Below are 15,678 nucleotides of genomic sequence, written 5' to 3' on the forward strand. Positions count from 1 at the left end.
GCCGATGGATTTTGCTTCCGCCAACCGCCGTCATGATCGCCTTCCCGCTTTGGGCAGCGGGCCGGGACGCGGCGCGCGCGCGGGGCGCTGGATCGCGGTGCTCGTGGCCGTGGCGGTCTTGCACTGGATCGCGGCGCAATGGTTCGAGCGCAATCGAATGGATCTGAATCCGGCAAATCGCGAGCATGTGCCGGTGCAGGTCGGGCTGCTGACGCCCGAGAGGGTCCAGCGTCAACCGGCGCCAAAACCGGCCGCGCCGGCACCGCACCCGCCCGCGCCTACACGCAAGCCCGCGGCGCGTGCGCCGCGCGAGCAGCATGTGCTGAGCGCGTTGCAGCCGGCCAAGCCGAGCGAGCCGGCGGCCACGCCGGCATCGGAGGTCGCGGCAAGCGCGCCGCCCGCCGCCGCGAGCGCGAATGCGCCGGTCAATGCCAATGCCAGCGGCGCCGCCGCGAGCGCCGCTGGCGCGGCCAGCGCGCCGCAAGCGTCGCAGGGCGTGAAGTTTTCGGTGCCGCCGTCGGGCGAACTCGACTACGACACGTTCTACAACGGCGTGCGCAACGCGCCCGGCACGATCCATTGGGCGAGCAATGGGCAAGGCTACGAAATGGTCGTATCGGTGCCGCTGCCGTTCGTCGGCCCGTTCGTGTTTTCGAGCCACGGCGGGATCGATGCGTTTGGCCTCGCGCCGGCGCAGTACAGCGAAAAGCGTGGCCGTCGCGCGGAAGACATCGCGATTTTCAATCGCAGCGACAAGAAGATCGGCTTCACGCGCACGCCCGCCTCGTTGCCGTTGCCCGACGGCGCGCAGGACCGCTTCAGCGTCGTGATGCAGCTCGCGAGCCTCGTGCGCGGCGATCCTGACGCCTATAAGCCTGGCGTCACGCGACAGTTTTTCGTCGTCGATTCCGATAGCGGCGAGAACTGGCCGATCGAGACGATCGGCGACGAAACGATCCGCGCCGCGCAGGGCTATCTGCAGACGCGTCATTTCAAACGTCTGCCGCGGCACGATGGCGACCAGCGCCGTATCGACGTGTGGCTTGCGCCGTCGCTCGGCTGGCTGCCCGCGCGCATTCTGCAGACTGAGCCGAACGGTACCCAGTTCGAGCTGGTGTGGCGCGGCAAGCTGAATGTCGATGGGGCGCCGGCGGAGAATGCCATGCCCGCAGCCACCTCCGCCAAGAGCCCTGCAACGCCGTCGCCCGCCTACGCATCGGCAGTAACGCCCGAGCCCGCCCCCGCAGCACCGGTCGATTCAACCGCTCCAACAATCATCAAACCGTGACACTGGTCGTGACACAGTGTCACGAGCAGAACCGCCCGAGATCGGCGAAACTTACTTTGCAACACTGACTCGCACGTCAATGGAGCCTCCGTTTGCGCGAACGGGGCGACCCACCGCGCTTTTTCACTGCGTTTCCTTCAAAGGAGTCTGCATGCAAGTGAACATCAACGGTATCGACACACGCTATGTGCTGAGCAACGAAGGCGGCGGCCCGTGGCTCACGTTCATCCATCAGCTGGGCGGCGATCTTTCCATCTGGGATCAGATGGCCGGCTATTTCCGCGACGACTACACGGTGCTGCGCTACGACGTGCGCGGCCACGGCCACAGCGCGGTCGCGCGCGAGCCGTTCGCCATGCGCGATCTGGCCGACGATCTCGCCCGACTGCTCGATGCGCTCGGCGCGCCGACGACGCACCTCGTCGGACTGTCGCTCGGCGGCATGATCGCGCAGCAATTCGCGCTCGACCATCCATCGCGTCTCGACACGCTGACGATCGCCGACAGCACCGGCGGCACGCCGCCCGAAAACCGCGAGTTGTGGAATCAGCGCGCCCACACCGCTCGCAGCGACGGCATGGAGGCGCTGCTACCGTCGACCATCGCGCGTTGGCTCACGCCCGACTTTCAGGCCCGGCATCCCGAAGCGGTCGAGCCAATCCGTGAGGCATTTGCGCGCACCCCGCCGGAAGGCTTCGCGATGGCGTGCGAGGCGCTGCGCGACTTCGACCTGCGCGGCAAACACGGCGCGATCCGCGTGCCTACGCTGACGGTGGCCGGACGTCACGATACGGGCACGCCCCCTGCTGCTACGCAGGCAATAGCGGAGGCGATCGAGGGCGCCCGCTTCGAGTTGCTGGATGCCGCGCATCTCGCGCCCGTCGAGCAATCTCACCGTTTTGCCGCGTTGCTTGAATCGTTTCTGGAGCGGCGAGTCTAACCGTCAGGTCCGGAGTTTTTTACTTGCGTCGTCCGGACCCACCCCTTGAATTCCATCCCCCACGCTCCACCTATGTTGCAGAAAAGGGCGGGAGCCCAACGGAAATAAGGAGTGTCGCCATGCAAATGATCTATAACAGCCCTAACTACTGTGTCGTCGAGTTTCCTCCGCAGGAAGGTCAGCTGGCCATGAAGTCGGGCGGCTACGAGATTGTCGACAAGAACATGCAGCGCGAAATCTACATCGACGGTGCAATGGCGGCGCGTTTTCGCGAGCATGTGCAAAAGCTGATCGAAGGCGAGCCGACGCTCGACGAGGTCGACGAATTCCTCGGTCAATTCGACAGCTTGATGCACCAACCCGTTGTTCTGCATTGACCGGAGGGGTTTAGCTGGCGCTCAGGCGACATCAACCGACCGTACCGCGCGGCTTTTGCGGCGGGTTCCATCTTGCGGTCGGCGGCAACGAAAACGGCCCGGCAGGCTTTGGCTTGCCGGGCTATTTTTTATTGCTTCGTTTGTTAGCGCGTTCTGAATTGCTGGCGCGACGCATTCCTATCGGTCGATTTTGCCGGCCGCGCCTCAGACCCGTCTCCCGCTCGCCGGGCGCATCCGCGCGGCAGCGGCTACAATGACAGGCTTTCCGCCAACGCCGGCGCAAGCCCTCGTCCGCCATGACCCAGCCTGCTCAATCCATCACGCCAGTCCGTTCCGAGCCCGCCTATACCCGCGGCGCAGCGCTGCCCGCGCTGCTGAACTCGCGCATCCTGATCCTGGACGGCGCGATGGGCACGATGATCCAGCGCTACAAGCTCGACGAAGCCAGCTATCGCGGCGAGCGCTTCAAGGACTACGCGCGCGACATCAAGGGCAACAACGAACTGCTGTCGATCACCCAGCCGCAGATCATCTCGGAGATTCACGAGCAATATCTGGCGGCAGGCGCGGACATCATCGAGACCAACACGTTCGGTGCGACCACGGTCGCGCAGGCCGACTACGGCATGGAGTCGCTCGCCGTCGAGATGAACATCGAATCGGCGAAGCTCGCGCGCGCCGCGTGCGATAAATACGCGACCCCTGACAAGCCGCGCTTCGTCGCCGGCGCAATCGGCCCGACGCCGAAAACCGCCAGCATCTCGCCGGACGTCAACGATCCGGGCGCCCGCAATGTGACCTTCGACGAACTGCACGCCGCGTACTACGAGCAGGCGAAAGCGCTGCTCGACGGCGGCGCGGACCTGTTCCTCGTCGAAACGATCTTCGACACGCTGAACGCGAAGGCCGCGCTGTTCGCGCTCGACGAACTGTTCGAAAACACCGGCGAGCGTCTGCCGATCATGATCTCGGGCACCGTCACCGATGCCTCGGGCCGCATTCTGTCCGGCCAGACCGTCGAGGCCTTCTGGAATTCGCTGCGTCACGCGAAGCCGCTCACGTTCGGCCTGAACTGCGCGCTCGGCGCGGCGCTGATGCGCCCGTATATCGCCGAGCTCGCGAAGCTGTGCGACACCTACGTGTCGTGCTATCCGAACGCTGGTCTGCCGAACCCGATGAGCGACACCGGCTTCGACGAATTGCCCGCCGATACCTCGGGCCTGCTAAAGGAATTCGCCGAAGCGGGACTCGTGAACATCGCTGGCGGCTGCTGCGGCACGACGCCCGAGCACATCGCGGCGATCGCGAAGGCGCTCGCCGAGCTGAAGCCGCGCAAGTGGCCGAGCCAGTATCGCGACGCGGCCTGAGCCGGCCTGACGCACTTCACCCCGAAGCCCAGCACGCCCCTTAACGCACGCACCCGACTCGCACATACGCTATGACCGATCACACCATGCGCCTTAGCGGCCTCGAGCCGTTCAACGTCACGTCCGGGACGCTCTTCATCAACGTTGGCGAACGCACCAACGTGACCGGCTCGAAAGCGTTCGCGCGAATGATCCTGAACAATCAGTTCGACGAGGCGTTGGCCGTCGCGCGCCAGCAGGTCGAGAACGGCGCGCAGGTCATCGACATCAACATGGACGAGGCGATGCTCGATTCGAAAGCGGCGATGGTGCGCTTCATGAATCTGATCGCGTCGGAGCCGGACATCGCGCGCGTGCCGATCATGATCGACTCGTCGAAGTGGGACGTGATCGAGGCGGGTCTCAAATGCGTGCAGGGCAAGGCGATCGTCAATTCGATCTCGCTGAAGGAAGGCAAGGAGCAGTTCGTTCACCACGCGAAGCTGATTCGCCGCTACGGCGCGGCCAGCGTCGTGATGGCCTTCGACGAACAGGGCCAGGCCGATACGCTCGCGCGCAAGAAGGAAATCTGCCGGCGCTCGTACGAGATCCTCGTCAACGAAGTCGGCTTCCCGCCCGAAGACATCATCTTCGATCCGAACATCTTCGCGATCGCGACCGGCATCGAGGAACACAACAACTACGCAGTCGACTTCATCGAGGCGACGCGCTGGATCAAGCAGAACCTGCCGTACGCGAAGGTGAGCGGCGGCGTGTCGAACGTGTCGTTCTCGTTCCGCGGCAACGACCCGGTGCGCGAGGCGATCCACACCGTGTTCCTCTATCACGCGATCCAGGCGGGGATGGACATGGGCATCGTCAACGCGGGTCAGCTCGGCGTGTATGCCGAGCTCGATCCGGAACTGCGCGAGCGGGTCGAAGACGTCGTGCTGAATCGCCGCGAAGACGGCACCGACCGTCTGCTCGAAATCGCCGACAAGTTCAAGAGCGGCGCCGCGAAGAAGGAAGAGAATCTCGAGTGGCGCAACCAGCCGGTCGAAAAGCGTCTCGCGCACGCGCTCGTGAGCGGCATCACCACGTTCATCGTCGAAGACACCGAGGAAGTGCGCGCGAAGATCGCCGCCGAAGGCGGCCGTCCGATCAACGTGATCGAAGGCCCGCTGATGGACGGCATGAACATCGTCGGCGACCTGTTCGGCCAGGGCAAGATGTTCCTGCCGCAGGTCGTGAAGTCGGCGCGCGTGATGAAGCAGGCGGTCGCGCATCTGATCCCGTTCATCGAGGAAGAAAAGCGCCAGCTCGCGGCGGCCGGCGGCGATGTGCGCGCGAAGGGCAAGATCATCATCGCGACCGTCAAGGGCGATGTGCACGACATCGGCAAGAACATCGTGTCGGTCGTGCTCCAGTGCAACAACTTCGAAGTGGTCAACATGGGCGTGATGGTCCCGTGCAACGAGATCCTCGCTAAGGCGAAGGTCGAGGGCGCGGACATCGTCGGGCTGTCGGGCCTCATTACGCCGAGTCTCGAAGAGATGGCCTACGTCGCGTCGGAAATGCAGCGCGACGACTACTTCCGCGTGAAGAAGATTCCGCTGCTGATCGGCGGCGCGACGACCTCGCGCGTGCACACCGCGGTGAAGATCGCGCCGCAGTACGAGGGTCCGGTGGTCTACGTGCCGGACGCATCGCGCTCGGTGTCGGTCGCCTCGAGCCTGCTGTCCGACGAGGGCGCAGCAAAGTACATCGACGAATTGAACGCCGATTACAACCGCATCCGCGATCAGCACGCGAACAAAAAAGCGCAGCCGATGGTCACGCTCGCCGAAGCGCGCGCCAATAAGACGAAGATCGACTGGGCGGGCTATCAGCCGGTCAAGCCGAAGTTCATCGGCCGGCGCGTGTTCAAGAACTTCGATCTGAACGAACTCGCGAACTATATCGACTGGGGTCCGTTTTTCCAGACGTGGGATCTCGCCGGCCCGTATCCGGCGATCCTCAACGACGAGATCGTCGGCGAATCGGCGCGGCGCGTGTTCTCCGACGGCAAGTCGATGCTCGCGCGTCTGATTCAGGGCCGCTGGCTGCAGGCCAACGGCGTGATCACGCTGCTGCCGGCCAACACGGTGAACGACGACGACATCGAAATCTACACGGACGAATCGCGCACCGACGTCGCGCTCACCTGGCGCAATCTGCGTCAACAGAGCGTGCGGCCGGTGGTCGACGGGGTGATGCGACCGAACCGGTCGCTCGCCGACTTCATCGCGCCGAAGGACTCGGGCGTCGCCGACTACATCGGCATGTTCGCGGTGACGGCGGGTCTTGGCGTCGACGTGAAGGAGAAGCAGTTCGAGAAGGATCTCGATGACTACAGCGCGATCATGCTGAAGGCGCTCGCGGACCGGCTCGCCGAAGCGTTCGCCGAAGCAATGCACGCGCGTGTGCGGCGCGACCTGTGGGGCTACGCGAACAGCGAAAACCTGTCCAACGACGAACTGATCGCCGAAAAATACCGCGGCATCCGCCCGGCGCCGGGCTACCCGGCCTGCCCCGATCACCTCGTCAAGCGAGACATGTTCGAGGTGCTGCAGGCGAACGAAATCGGCATGAGCGTGACCGAATCGCTGGCGATGCTGCCGGCGGCGAGCGTGTCGGGCTTCTACCTCGCGCATCCGGACAGCACCTATTTCTCGGTCGGCAAGATCGGCGCGGATCAGCTCGACGACTACGCACAGCGGATGTCGCTCTCGAAAGCGGACGCCGAGCGCGCGTTGGCGCCGTTGCTTTGAGCGTGAAACGACGCGTGGTCCGGCCGTGCGGCCCGGGCCGCGCATGCGCGACTATATCGAGTCCGAAAGGCTGAATATTTGGCGCCACGGCAATTTCGGCTTTGTAGACTGAGTCGACTTTCACCCCGTCAGGCGCGAGCACAACGCGCCGGCTCACCGAGATTGCAACCGTCAACGGAGAAAATCGTATGAAGAAGCTGACGCTGTTATTGACCGCTGTTTCACTGGCCGCGGGTGCTTCCGTGGCGCTCGCGCAACCCGCCGCGCCGGGTGGATCGAGCTCGGTCAGTTCCTACTCGCCCCCCACCGAGACGCATGTCAAAAAGGCGAAGAAGCAAAAGATGAAGAAGGGCGCGGCAGCGTCGGCGGCCTCCGAGAGCCAATGAGCGGCACGGCGGATAAAACCTTCTGAATGACAAAGAGCCCGCGTCGAGCGGGCTCTTTTCTTTGGTGCGCCAACAGAGCGCTTACGAAGACTTTCTGAGTCCGGGCCGCGGCGCTCGGAACCCGCCAGAAATCAGATCCCCCAAACGATATCCGCGTTTTCCTTCTGCGCCGCGCGCAGCATGTCGAGGAACGGATACGCGCGCTGCGCGAGACCGGGCGGAATCTCGTGACGATCGCGGCCGTCCTCGCCCTCGTGGAAATGGCCCTCGTGCTCGGCGCGCTCCTGCTTGTCGGACGTGATCGCCGCTTCGAGTTTTTCGATGGCCGGGCCCAGTTCGTCGTGAGTAATGACGCCCCGCTGCCCAAGGCGTTTGCCGACAATGCCGACCAGATACTGCGCCAGATTCTCCAGCATCATCACGTCCGGGCAGGCGTGGCACTTGAAAGTAATCAGCATGACTGTTCCCTTTTTCGTTATGTCGGGTGAGCGCACGAGCGTCCCAAGGGCGGCAACTGCGCGCGCCTGACGTGGCGCCGGCAAGGCGCGGCGGCCACACCCCTCGCGGGCAACTCATTGAACATATTAGCACCTGCTAAAATCCGTCTGAACGGAAAAGCACGCCGCCCAGCGCCACGTACGGCGCGGCTCGACGAGCATCGCGCACGCGGGCAACCCGGGGGCGTCGAATCATCGGCCGCAATCCGCATACCGCGCGAGCCTGCGTAACGGCAAGCCGCCGTGCGGAGTCCACCGCGTTGCGCTGCTTGCGTTGCGAGTGGTCGCATCGCCTCGGGGACGCTCTGCCGGCGGCGCAGCCATCAGCGCCGCAAAGCGCGGCCGCGCTTCACGCTTGCGACACCGGCCGCGGCCGGCGCCTCTTCCGCCTTACCGGATTGCCTCACTGGACTTGCAACAAGCATGCTGCCCGCACATAAACACACACTCGAAACACTGCTCGCCGACACGGTGAAGCAGGTCGCGACCGCCACGCAAGGCGCGACCGAAGCCGCTTTCGTCTCGCCCGCCATCGCGCTGGAGCGCCCGAAAGTCGCCGCGCACGGCGACGTCGCGTGCAACGTCGCGATGCAGCTCGCCAAGCCGCTGCGCGCCAATCCGCGCCAGCTCGCGCAACAGATCGTCGATGCGCTGCTCGTCAATCCGCAGGCCAAAGGCCTGATCGAGACCGCCGAAGTGGCGGGTCCCGGCTTCATCAACCTGCGCCTCACGGCCGCGGCCAAGCAAGGCGCGATCGCCGCCGTGTTCGCCGAGAAGGACGCGTACGGCCGCTCGCGGCGCGACGCCGGCAAGCACGTGCTGATCGAGTTCGTGTCGGCCAACCCGACCGGCCCGTTGCACGTCGGCCACGGCCGCCAGGCCGCGCTCGGCGACGCGCTTGCGCACGTGCTCGAGTCGCAGGGCTGGGACGTGCATCGCGAGTTCTACTACAACGACGCCGGCGTCCAGATCCAAACGCTCGCGCTGTCGACTCAGGCACGCGCACGCGGCCTCGCCCCCGGCGACGAAGGCTGGCCCGCGTCGGCCTACAACGGCGAGTACATCGCCGACATCGCGAAGGACTATCTGAACGGCGTCACGGTCGAGGCGAGCGACGGCGAGCCCGTCACCGGCGCGCGCGACGTCGAGGACCTCGAGGCGATCCGCCGCTTCGCCGTCACGTATCTGCGTCGCGAGCAGGACATGGACCTGCAGGCGTTCGGCGTGAAGTTCGACCAGTACTATCTGGAATCGTCGCTGTACACGGAAGGCCGGGTCGAGAAAACCGTCGACGCGCTGATCGCCGCGGGCAAGACCTACGAGCAGGAAGGCGCGCTGTGGCTGCGCACCACCGACGACGGCGACGACAAGGACCGCGTGATGCGCAAGACCGACGGCACCTACACGTACTTCGTGCCGGACGTCGCCTATCACGTCGCGAAGTGGGAGCGCGGCTTCACCAAGGTCATCAACGTGCAGGGCTCGGATCACCACGGCACGATCGCGCGAGTGCGCGCCGGTCTGCAGGGTCTCGGCATCGGCATTCCAAAGGGCTACCCCGACTACATCCTGCACAAAATGGTCACGGTCATGCGCAACGGCGAAGAGGTGAAGATCTCCAAGCGCGCGGGCAGCTACGTGACGGTGCGCGACCTGATCGAATGGTCGGGCGGCGCGACGCCGGGCTCGGAAGCGGCCGTCGATCTGATCGACGAGGAAACCATCCGCCGCGGCCGCGATGCGGTGCGCTTTTTCCTGATCTCGCGCAAGGCGGACACCGAGTTCGTGTTCGACATCGACCTCGCGCTGAAGCAGAACGACGAGAATCCGGTGCACTACGTGCAGTATGCGCACGCGCGCATCTGCTCGGTGATCGCCGAATGCAACGCGCGCTACGGCTTCGACGAGAGCACGCTCGCGAGCGTGGATGTCGCGCCACTCACGAGCGAGCGCGCAATGGCGCTGCTCAACAAGCTCGCCGAATTCCCGGACATGCTGCAGCACGCCGCCGACGAGCTCGCGCCGCACGCGGTCGCGTTCTACTTGCGAGAACTCGCCGGCGAATTTCACTCGTTCTACAATGATCGTGCCGAGCGCGTGCTGGTCGACGATGCGGCCGAACGCAACGCTCGCGTCGCGCTGCTCGCGGCCACGCGCCAGGTGCTGGCCAACGGTCTCGCGACGATCGGCGTCTCCGCTCCCGTCAAGATGTAACTCCTCCAGCGTAATATGCGCGCGGCCGTCGCTATAATCGGCGGCCGTTCCTGGATTCTTTTTGCAGGTGATTCGTACGATGGCAAAACCACGCCGCACAACAAAGCAATCGAAGCAAACCGGGGGCACTTTTCTCGGCATCGTGCTGGGCCTGATCGTCGGCCTGGCGATCGCGGTGGTGGTGGCGCTGTATATCACCCGTGCGCCTACGCCGTTCGTGTCGAAGGTCGCGCCGCCGGCGCCGACCGACAACGGCGCGAGCCAGGCGCAATACGACCCGAACCGTCCGCTGCAAGGCAAGACGCCGGGTCAGCCGGTGCCGCAGGCCGCGCAACCGGCGCCGCCGAACACCGCGCCGGGTCAGACCAACGCGCAGACCCAGTCGGGCATGCTCGAAGAACCGCAGATCGTCGAAGTGCCGCCGTCGGGCGGCAATGCGAATAACAACGGCACGGCGGTCGCACCGAGCCCCGCGCAGGAAAACGGCACCGGCGGCATCGTCGCGCCCGCGCCGGCGAAGAAGCCGCAGACCTCGAGCGCGCCGGCCGCCACTGCGGCAGGCTCGGCGCCGAAGAGCCCGAGCACGACCACCCTGGCCAACGTCAAGCCTGGCTCCGCTGCCGCGCCCGCCCCCGCACCCGCACCGGGCGACGCGAACACCGGCTACTTCCTGCAGGTCGGCGCGTACAAGACCGCCGCCGATGCCGAACAGCAGCGCGCGCGCCTCGCGTTCCAGGGCTTCGAATCGAAGGTCACGCAGCGCGATGCCGGCGGCGTCACGTACTACCGCGTGCGCATCGGGCCGTTCTCGAAGTTCGAGGACATGAATTCGAGCCGTCAGCGTCTGTCGGACGCGGGTGTCGATACCGCCGTGATCCGCTTCACCAAACAATAAATAAACGGTAATGCCGGCTCGCGCGGCGCGTCGAACTATCGGCGCGACGCGCGAGTCACAAGCACGATGGCCGCTTCGACCTGTATTGTGGCGGGCGACCACACCGAATCCCACCAGCGGTGACGGGCCTTTCGCATGGCGTCGCCGCGCTACCGCCTTATCTGGGTCTACACGACATGAAAAAACTGCTGAGCATCCTGTTTCTCTCGCTGGGCCTGATCGCGGCGAGCGCGCATGCGTCGCCGACCGCGCCGGTCGCCGGCAAGGACTACACCGTGCTGGCCACGCCGCAACCTACCGACGTGCCGGCCGGCAAGATCGAAGTCATCGAATTCTTCTGGTACGGCTGCCCGCACTGCAATGAATTCAACCCGTTCCTCGAAACGTGGGTCAAGAAGCAGGCCCCGGACGTCGTGTTCCGCCGCGTGCCGGTCGCCTTCCGCGACGACTTCATCCCGCACTCGAAGATGTTCCACGCGCTCGACGCGCTCGGCCTCGCGAACGAACTGACGCCGAAGGTCTTCAACGAAATCCACGTCAACAAGAACTATCTGCTGACGCCGGAAGACCAGACCAAATTCCTCGCGAAGTTCGGCGTCGATCCGAAGAAGTACATGGAAGCGTACAACTCGTTCTCGACGCAAAGCGCGCTGCAAAAGGACAAGAAACTGCTCGACGGGTTCAAGATCGACGGCGTGCCGACGCTCGCCGTGCAGGGCAAGTATTTGACCGGCCCCGCCGCGACCGGCACCCTGCCGGGCACGATCCAGGTGCTTGACTACCTCGTCTCGCAAGTCCGCGCCAAAAAGATGTAATCACGAGGCGCCGGTATGACCTCTCCACTGAAGGTTTTCATTACCGGCGCTTCGAGCGGCATCGGCCTCGCGCTCGCCGGCGAATATGCACGGCGCGGCGCGATTCTCGGCCTCGTCGCCCGCCGCGGCGACGCGCTCGCCGCGTTCCAGCAGTCCCATCCCCGGAACACCGTCTCTATCTATGCGCTCGACGTGCGCGACGCGGAAGCGCTCGCCGATGCGGCCGCGCGCTTCATCGGCGAGCACGGCCTGCCCGACGTCGTGATCGCCAACGCCGGCATCAGCCGCGGCGCGCTGACCGGTCACGGCGATCTACGCACGTTTCGCGAGGTGATGGACATCAATTACTTCGGGATGGTCGCGACGTTCGAGCCGTTCGCCGCCGCGATGGCCGACACGAAACGCGGCACGCTGGTCGGCATTGCGAGCGTCGCCGGTGTGCGCGGCTTGCCGGGCTCGGGCGCGTACAGCGCGTCGAAATCGGCGGCGCTGAAGTATCTCGAAGCTTTGCGCGTCGAGATGCGGCCGTTCGGCGTCGGTGTCGTGACGATCGCGCCCGGCTATATCCGCACGCCGATGACCGAGCACAATCCGTACAACATGCCGTTCCTGATGGACGCCGACCGCTTCGCGGCGAAGGTCGCGCGGGCGGTCGAACGGCAGACCTCGTTCGCGGTGTTTCCGTGGCAGATGCGCGTGGCCGCGATGTTGCTGCACGCGCTGCCGCGCTGGCTCTACGATCGCGTGTTCGAACGCGCGCCGCGCAAGCCGCGCGCCGCCACCGAGTAAGCCATGCAGCCCCGTGCGGTCGATGCAGCCGGCGTCGCGCACGAATCCGCGGGCGCCGATGCGCGCATCGTGTCGCTGGTGCCGAGCCTCACCGAAACCCTGTTCGCGCTCGGGCTTGAGCGGCAGATCGTCGGGCGCACCGGCTTTTGCGCGCATCCTCGCGACAAGGTCCGCGCGGTGCCGAAGATCGGCGGCACGAAAGCCGTCAAAGTCGACGCGATCCGCGCACTGCGCCCCACCCACCTGATCGTCAATATCGACGAAAACGAACGCGACACCGTCGAGCAATTGCGCGCGTTCGTGCCGCACATCGTCGTCACTCATCCACAGACGCCGCGCGACAATCTCGCGCTGTACGCGCTGCTCGGCGCGATTTTCGGACGTGAAGAAGAAGCGCGGCGCTTGAGCGGCGCGCTCGATGCGCGTCTGCGCGAAGCCGCCGCACACACCTTCGCCGCTCAGAACGTGCTGTACCTGATCTGGCGCGAACCGTGGATGAGCGTCGCGCGCGACACGTACATCGCCGCGATGCTGCGTCTCGTGAACTGGCACACATTACCCAACGTGCACGGCGGCAGCGTCGGCGCCACGCGCTACCCCACGCTCGACTTCGACACCGCGCCATGGCTCGCGCAAGTCGAGCGCGTGCTGCTGTCGAGCGAGCCGTACCGCTTCACGGCCGCGCATCGCGATGCGCTCGCGCGCGATCCGCGGTTCACCGGCAAGCGCATCGAGCTGATCGATGGGGAAATGACGTCGTGGTACGGCGTGCGCGCAATCGATGGCATCGGCTACCTGCTGCGCCAGGCCACGGCGGCCTGATGCCGCAACGCAGCCGCGCCGCCCCATATGGATATGTCGATTAAATTGTTGTCGCCATAATGGCCCTTCGATAAGCTTTCGCGAAGGCGCGCCGCCGGCCAGGCCTCGAAGGCAGGCACCTCGGCTGCAGGCCGGGATCGCCCGACCTGTATGACGGCGCCGGGAACGTATCACAATCGTGGCGACGCGCGCGCCGGGAGCGCTCTCCTGCCCGCTCACGCATCGCCGCCATAAACACAACCAGACGCACTGCCTGACTGCGCTCGTTACCGGAGATCCTATGCGCTTCAATCTGCTCGCAGCCGCCATCCTGCTCACGGCGCCCGCGCTCGCGCTCGCCAAACCGTTGACTGTCTGTACCGAATCGAGCCCCGACGGCTTCGACGTCGTGCAGTTCAATTCGCTCGTCACGACGAATGCATCGGCCGACGTGATCTTCAACTCGCTGGTGTCGTTCGATGAAGCCGCGAAGAAGGTCGTGCCCGCGCTCGCCGACAAGTGGGAAGTGAGCCCCGACGGCCTGACCTACACGTTCCACCTGCGTCCGAACGTGCAGTTCCAGACCACCGACTACTTCAAGCCCACCCGCGCGCTGAATGCCGACGATGTGATCTTCACGTTCGACCGCATGCTCAACGACAGCAATCCGTGGCACAAGGTGGCGGGCGCGAGCGGCTTCCCGCACGCGCAATCGATGGGGCTGCCGAAGCTGATCAAGTCGATCACCAAGGTCGACGACAACACGGTGAAGTTCGAATTGAACGAGCCGAACGCGACGTTCGTGTCGATCCTGACGATGGGCTTCGCGTCGATCTATTCGGCCGAGTACGCGGACCAGTTGCTGAAGGCCGGCAAGCAGGTCGACCTCAACGCGAAGCCGATCGGCACCGGCCCGTTCGTGCTGAAGAGCTATACGAAAGACGCGGTGATCCGTTATGACGCGAACCCCACCTACTGGGGGCCGAAGCCGAAGATCGAGCGTCTGATCTACGCGATCACGCCGGACGCAACCGTGCGGGCGCAGAAGGTGAAGGCTGGCGAATGCCAGATCGCACTGTCGCCGAAGCCGCAGGATCTCGCCGACGCGAAGAAGGACAAGTCGCTCGCGATCGTGCAGACGCCCGCGTTCATGACGGCCTTCGTCGCGCTGAACACGCAGCAGAAGCCGCTCGACAACCAGAAGGTGCGCGCCGCGCTGAACATGGCGTTCGACCGCACGACGTATCTGAAGACCGTGTTCGACAACACCGCGACGCCGGCCGTGAACCCGTTTCCGCCGAATACGTGGAGCTACAACCACTCGATCAAGGGCTGGCCGTACGACCCGGCGAAGGCGAAGCAGTTGCTCACCGACGCGGGTTTTCCGAACGGCTTCCAAACGACCATCTGGGTGCGTCCGAATGGCAGCGTGCTGAATCCGAATCCGAAGGCCGGTGCCGAACTGTTGCAGGCCGACTTCGCGAAGATCGGCGTGAAGGCGGACGTCAAGGTGATCGAATGGGGCGAGCTGATCAAGCAGGCGAAGCAAGGCCAGCATGACTCGCTGTTCATGGGATGGGCCGGCGACAACGGCGATCCGGACAACTATCTGTCGCCGCTCTTCAGTTGCAACGCGGTCAAGTCGGGCATCAACTTCGCGCGCTTCTGCGATCAGGATCTCGACAAGCTGATCGCCGACGGCAGAGCAACGTCGGATATCGCCAAGCGCACGAAAGCGTATGAAGCCGCGCAGCAGATCATCCACGATGAAGCGCTGTGGATTCCACTCGGCTATCCGACCGCGGCCGCAATCACGCGTACGAACGTGAGCGGGTATCACGTGAGTCCGTTTGGACGGCAGAACTTTGGGGCGGTGGTGGTGCAGTGATCTTGTGCTGCGGTTGAAACCGGAAAAGAATAAAGCCGACCTTCACGGGTCGGCTTTTTTATGTCCAGCGTTTCCGGCCGATACAGTTCGCCCGTTACTTCACCGCGCTGTCTGCTGCGGCGATTATTGGATCGAACGATACCCCTTCGAGACAATCACGATTACGTTCAGCGAAAGCGAAGGACAAGGTTCCCCACGGCAGAAAAGCTGAATATGCCGTGGTTTCATCCAGTGAATGTCCGCGCGGAGAGTCGGTAATCTTGAGGTTGCTGTAATGCGCACGGACCATCGCGAGCGTGACGCATTCGCCGCTCAATCTCCCGAGCGCAAGAAAACCAGGATGCCCTCCAGTGTGCCGGACCCGTAAATCCACATTGCCGATCACGACACCATCTGCCATCTTCGCAGGACCGCCGACATAAAACTGGAATGCGGTATTTTGGATTGACTCTCTGCTGGTATCTCTGCCGACAAGGTGAGTCGCCAGCACGCTTTCGACCTTTTCCTTAGTGAATGGAATTTGCTGCACCAAAGAGTCGATGGTCTGCCACAGTGTCATGTCCGGTTGAGTCATCTGTGAATCCTTTCCATATTGTCCAGCCGCGAGGCTGCATCCGCCAAACCATCCCGCC

Annotated in this window: 13 protein-coding genes and 1 pseudogene; 12 read left to right on the forward strand and 2 right to left on the reverse strand. The window is 64.5% G+C overall.

Annotation, left to right across the window (positions count from 1 at the left end):
- Positions 1-4: 4 nt before the first annotated feature.
- The 6 genes and pseudogenes from ACLFKU_RS04035 (at position 5) to ACLFKU_RS04060 (ending at position 7,147) form a co-directional block, all read left to right on the forward strand.
- Positions 5-1,288: a DUF3108 domain-containing protein gene (locus ACLFKU_RS04035; protein WP_410848229.1), complete on the forward strand. Its 1,284-nt coding sequence runs from the start codon at positions 5-7 to the stop codon at positions 1,286-1,288.
- Between the two features lie 151 nt (positions 1,289-1,439).
- Entirely contained in the window at positions 1,440-2,228 is a 789-nt protein-coding gene (gene pcaD / locus ACLFKU_RS04040) for a 3-oxoadipate enol-lactonase (RefSeq protein WP_368583331.1), read from the forward strand.
- 119 nt (positions 2,229-2,347) lie between these two features.
- Positions 2,348-2,605, forward strand: coding sequence for a DUF3567 domain-containing protein (locus ACLFKU_RS04045; protein ID WP_013088223.1), 258 nt, complete (start codon positions 2,348-2,350; stop codon positions 2,603-2,605).
- 296 nt (positions 2,606-2,901) lie between these two features.
- On the forward strand, positions 2,902-3,972 hold the full coding sequence (locus tag ACLFKU_RS04050; RefSeq protein WP_176383760.1) for a homocysteine S-methyltransferase family protein: 1,071 nt from the start codon (positions 2,902-2,904) through the stop codon (positions 3,970-3,972).
- Between the two features lie 62 nt (positions 3,973-4,034).
- Positions 4,035-6,761: pseudogene (metH, locus tag ACLFKU_RS04055) on the forward strand (methionine synthase); the annotation flags it as partial.
- A 188-nt stretch (positions 6,762-6,949) separates the two neighbouring features.
- A complete protein-coding gene (locus tag ACLFKU_RS04060; protein WP_368583330.1) occupies positions 6,950-7,147 on the forward strand; it encodes an acid-shock protein in 198 nt (65 codons plus the stop codon).
- A gap of 131 nt (positions 7,148-7,278) precedes the next feature.
- Here the strand turns inward: ACLFKU_RS04060 and ACLFKU_RS04065 are convergent, their stop codons facing one another.
- Positions 7,279-7,605 (reverse strand): DUF1840 domain-containing protein, encoded by a 327-nt coding sequence (locus ACLFKU_RS04065; protein WP_013088219.1) that lies wholly within the window; start codon positions 7,603-7,605, stop codon positions 7,279-7,281.
- Positions 7,606-8,067: 462 nt separating this feature from the next.
- Between ACLFKU_RS04065 and argS the strand changes: the two genes are divergently transcribed.
- The 6 genes from argS (at position 8,068) to ACLFKU_RS04095 (ending at position 15,046) form a co-directional block, all read left to right on the forward strand.
- On the forward strand, positions 8,068-9,858 hold the full coding sequence (argS, locus tag ACLFKU_RS04070; RefSeq protein ID WP_410848230.1) for an arginine--tRNA ligase: 1,791 nt from the start codon (positions 8,068-8,070) through the stop codon (positions 9,856-9,858).
- A gap of 79 nt (positions 9,859-9,937) precedes the next feature.
- On the forward strand, positions 9,938-10,753 hold the full coding sequence (locus ACLFKU_RS04075; RefSeq protein WP_368583328.1) for an SPOR domain-containing protein: 816 nt from the start codon (positions 9,938-9,940) through the stop codon (positions 10,751-10,753).
- Between the two features lie 176 nt (positions 10,754-10,929).
- On the forward strand, positions 10,930-11,568 hold the full coding sequence (locus tag ACLFKU_RS04080) for a thiol:disulfide interchange protein DsbA/DsbL (RefSeq protein ID WP_410848231.1): 639 nt from the start codon (positions 10,930-10,932) through the stop codon (positions 11,566-11,568).
- Between the two features lie 15 nt (positions 11,569-11,583).
- The gene (locus ACLFKU_RS04085; protein WP_410848232.1) at positions 11,584-12,357 is read left to right on the forward strand and encodes an SDR family oxidoreductase; all 774 of its coding nucleotides are present in this window, start codon (positions 11,584-11,586) and stop codon (positions 12,355-12,357) included.
- Positions 12,358-12,360: 3 nt separating this feature from the next.
- Positions 12,361-13,179 carry a helical backbone metal receptor gene (locus ACLFKU_RS04090; RefSeq protein ID WP_410848233.1) on the forward strand — a complete coding sequence of 273 codons (819 nt, stop codon included), beginning with the start codon at positions 12,361-12,363 and terminating at the stop codon, positions 13,177-13,179.
- A 280-nt stretch (positions 13,180-13,459) separates the two neighbouring features.
- The gene (locus tag ACLFKU_RS04095; RefSeq protein ID WP_368588424.1) at positions 13,460-15,046 is read left to right on the forward strand and encodes an ABC transporter substrate-binding protein; all 1,587 of its coding nucleotides are present in this window, start codon (positions 13,460-13,462) and stop codon (positions 15,044-15,046) included.
- Positions 15,047-15,140: 94 nt separating this feature from the next.
- On the opposite strand, the gene ACLFKU_RS04100 is transcribed toward ACLFKU_RS04095, so the two are convergent.
- Positions 15,141-15,620 (reverse strand): hypothetical protein, encoded by a 480-nt coding sequence (locus ACLFKU_RS04100; protein ID WP_368583323.1) that lies wholly within the window; start codon positions 15,618-15,620, stop codon positions 15,141-15,143.
- Between the last annotated feature and the right edge of the window lie 58 nt (positions 15,621-15,678).

Origin of the sequence: Paraburkholderia sp. EG304 (genome assembly GCF_046543485.1) — a bacterium.
Lineage (GTDB): Bacteria > Pseudomonadota > Gammaproteobacteria > Burkholderiales > Burkholderiaceae > Paraburkholderia > Paraburkholderia youngii.

Excerpts from the sequence above, each read along its gene's own strand:
- pcaD (WP_368583331.1), top strand. The coding sequence starts at position 1,440 with ATGCAAGTGAACATCAACGGTATCGACACACGCTATGTGCTGAGCAAC.
- ACLFKU_RS04080 (WP_410848231.1), top strand. The coding sequence starts at position 10,930 with ATGAAAAAACTGCTGAGCATCCTGTTTCTCTCGCTGGGCCTGATCGCG.
- ACLFKU_RS04100 (WP_368583323.1), bottom strand. The coding sequence starts at position 15,620 with ATGACTCAACCGGACATGACACTGTGGCAGACCATCGACTCTTTGGTG.
- ACLFKU_RS04035 (WP_410848229.1), top strand. The coding sequence starts at position 5 with ATGGATTTTGCTTCCGCCAACCGCCGTCATGATCGCCTTCCCGCTTTG.
- argS (WP_410848230.1), top strand. The coding sequence starts at position 8,068 with ATGCTGCCCGCACATAAACACACACTCGAAACACTGCTCGCCGACACG.
- ACLFKU_RS04045 (WP_013088223.1), top strand. The coding sequence starts at position 2,348 with ATGCAAATGATCTATAACAGCCCTAACTACTGTGTCGTCGAGTTTCCT.
- ACLFKU_RS04065 (WP_013088219.1), bottom strand. The coding sequence starts at position 7,605 with ATGCTGATTACTTTCAAGTGCCACGCCTGCCCGGACGTGATGATGCTG.
- ACLFKU_RS04095 (WP_368588424.1), top strand. The coding sequence starts at position 13,460 with ATGCGCTTCAATCTGCTCGCAGCCGCCATCCTGCTCACGGCGCCCGCG.
- ACLFKU_RS04050 (WP_176383760.1), top strand. The coding sequence starts at position 2,902 with ATGACCCAGCCTGCTCAATCCATCACGCCAGTCCGTTCCGAGCCCGCC.
- ACLFKU_RS04060 (WP_368583330.1), top strand. The coding sequence starts at position 6,950 with ATGAAGAAGCTGACGCTGTTATTGACCGCTGTTTCACTGGCCGCGGGT.
- ACLFKU_RS04085 (WP_410848232.1), top strand. The coding sequence starts at position 11,584 with ATGACCTCTCCACTGAAGGTTTTCATTACCGGCGCTTCGAGCGGCATC.
- ACLFKU_RS04075 (WP_368583328.1), top strand. The coding sequence starts at position 9,938 with ATGGCAAAACCACGCCGCACAACAAAGCAATCGAAGCAAACCGGGGGC.
- ACLFKU_RS04090 (WP_410848233.1), top strand. The coding sequence starts at position 12,361 with ATGCAGCCCCGTGCGGTCGATGCAGCCGGCGTCGCGCACGAATCCGCG.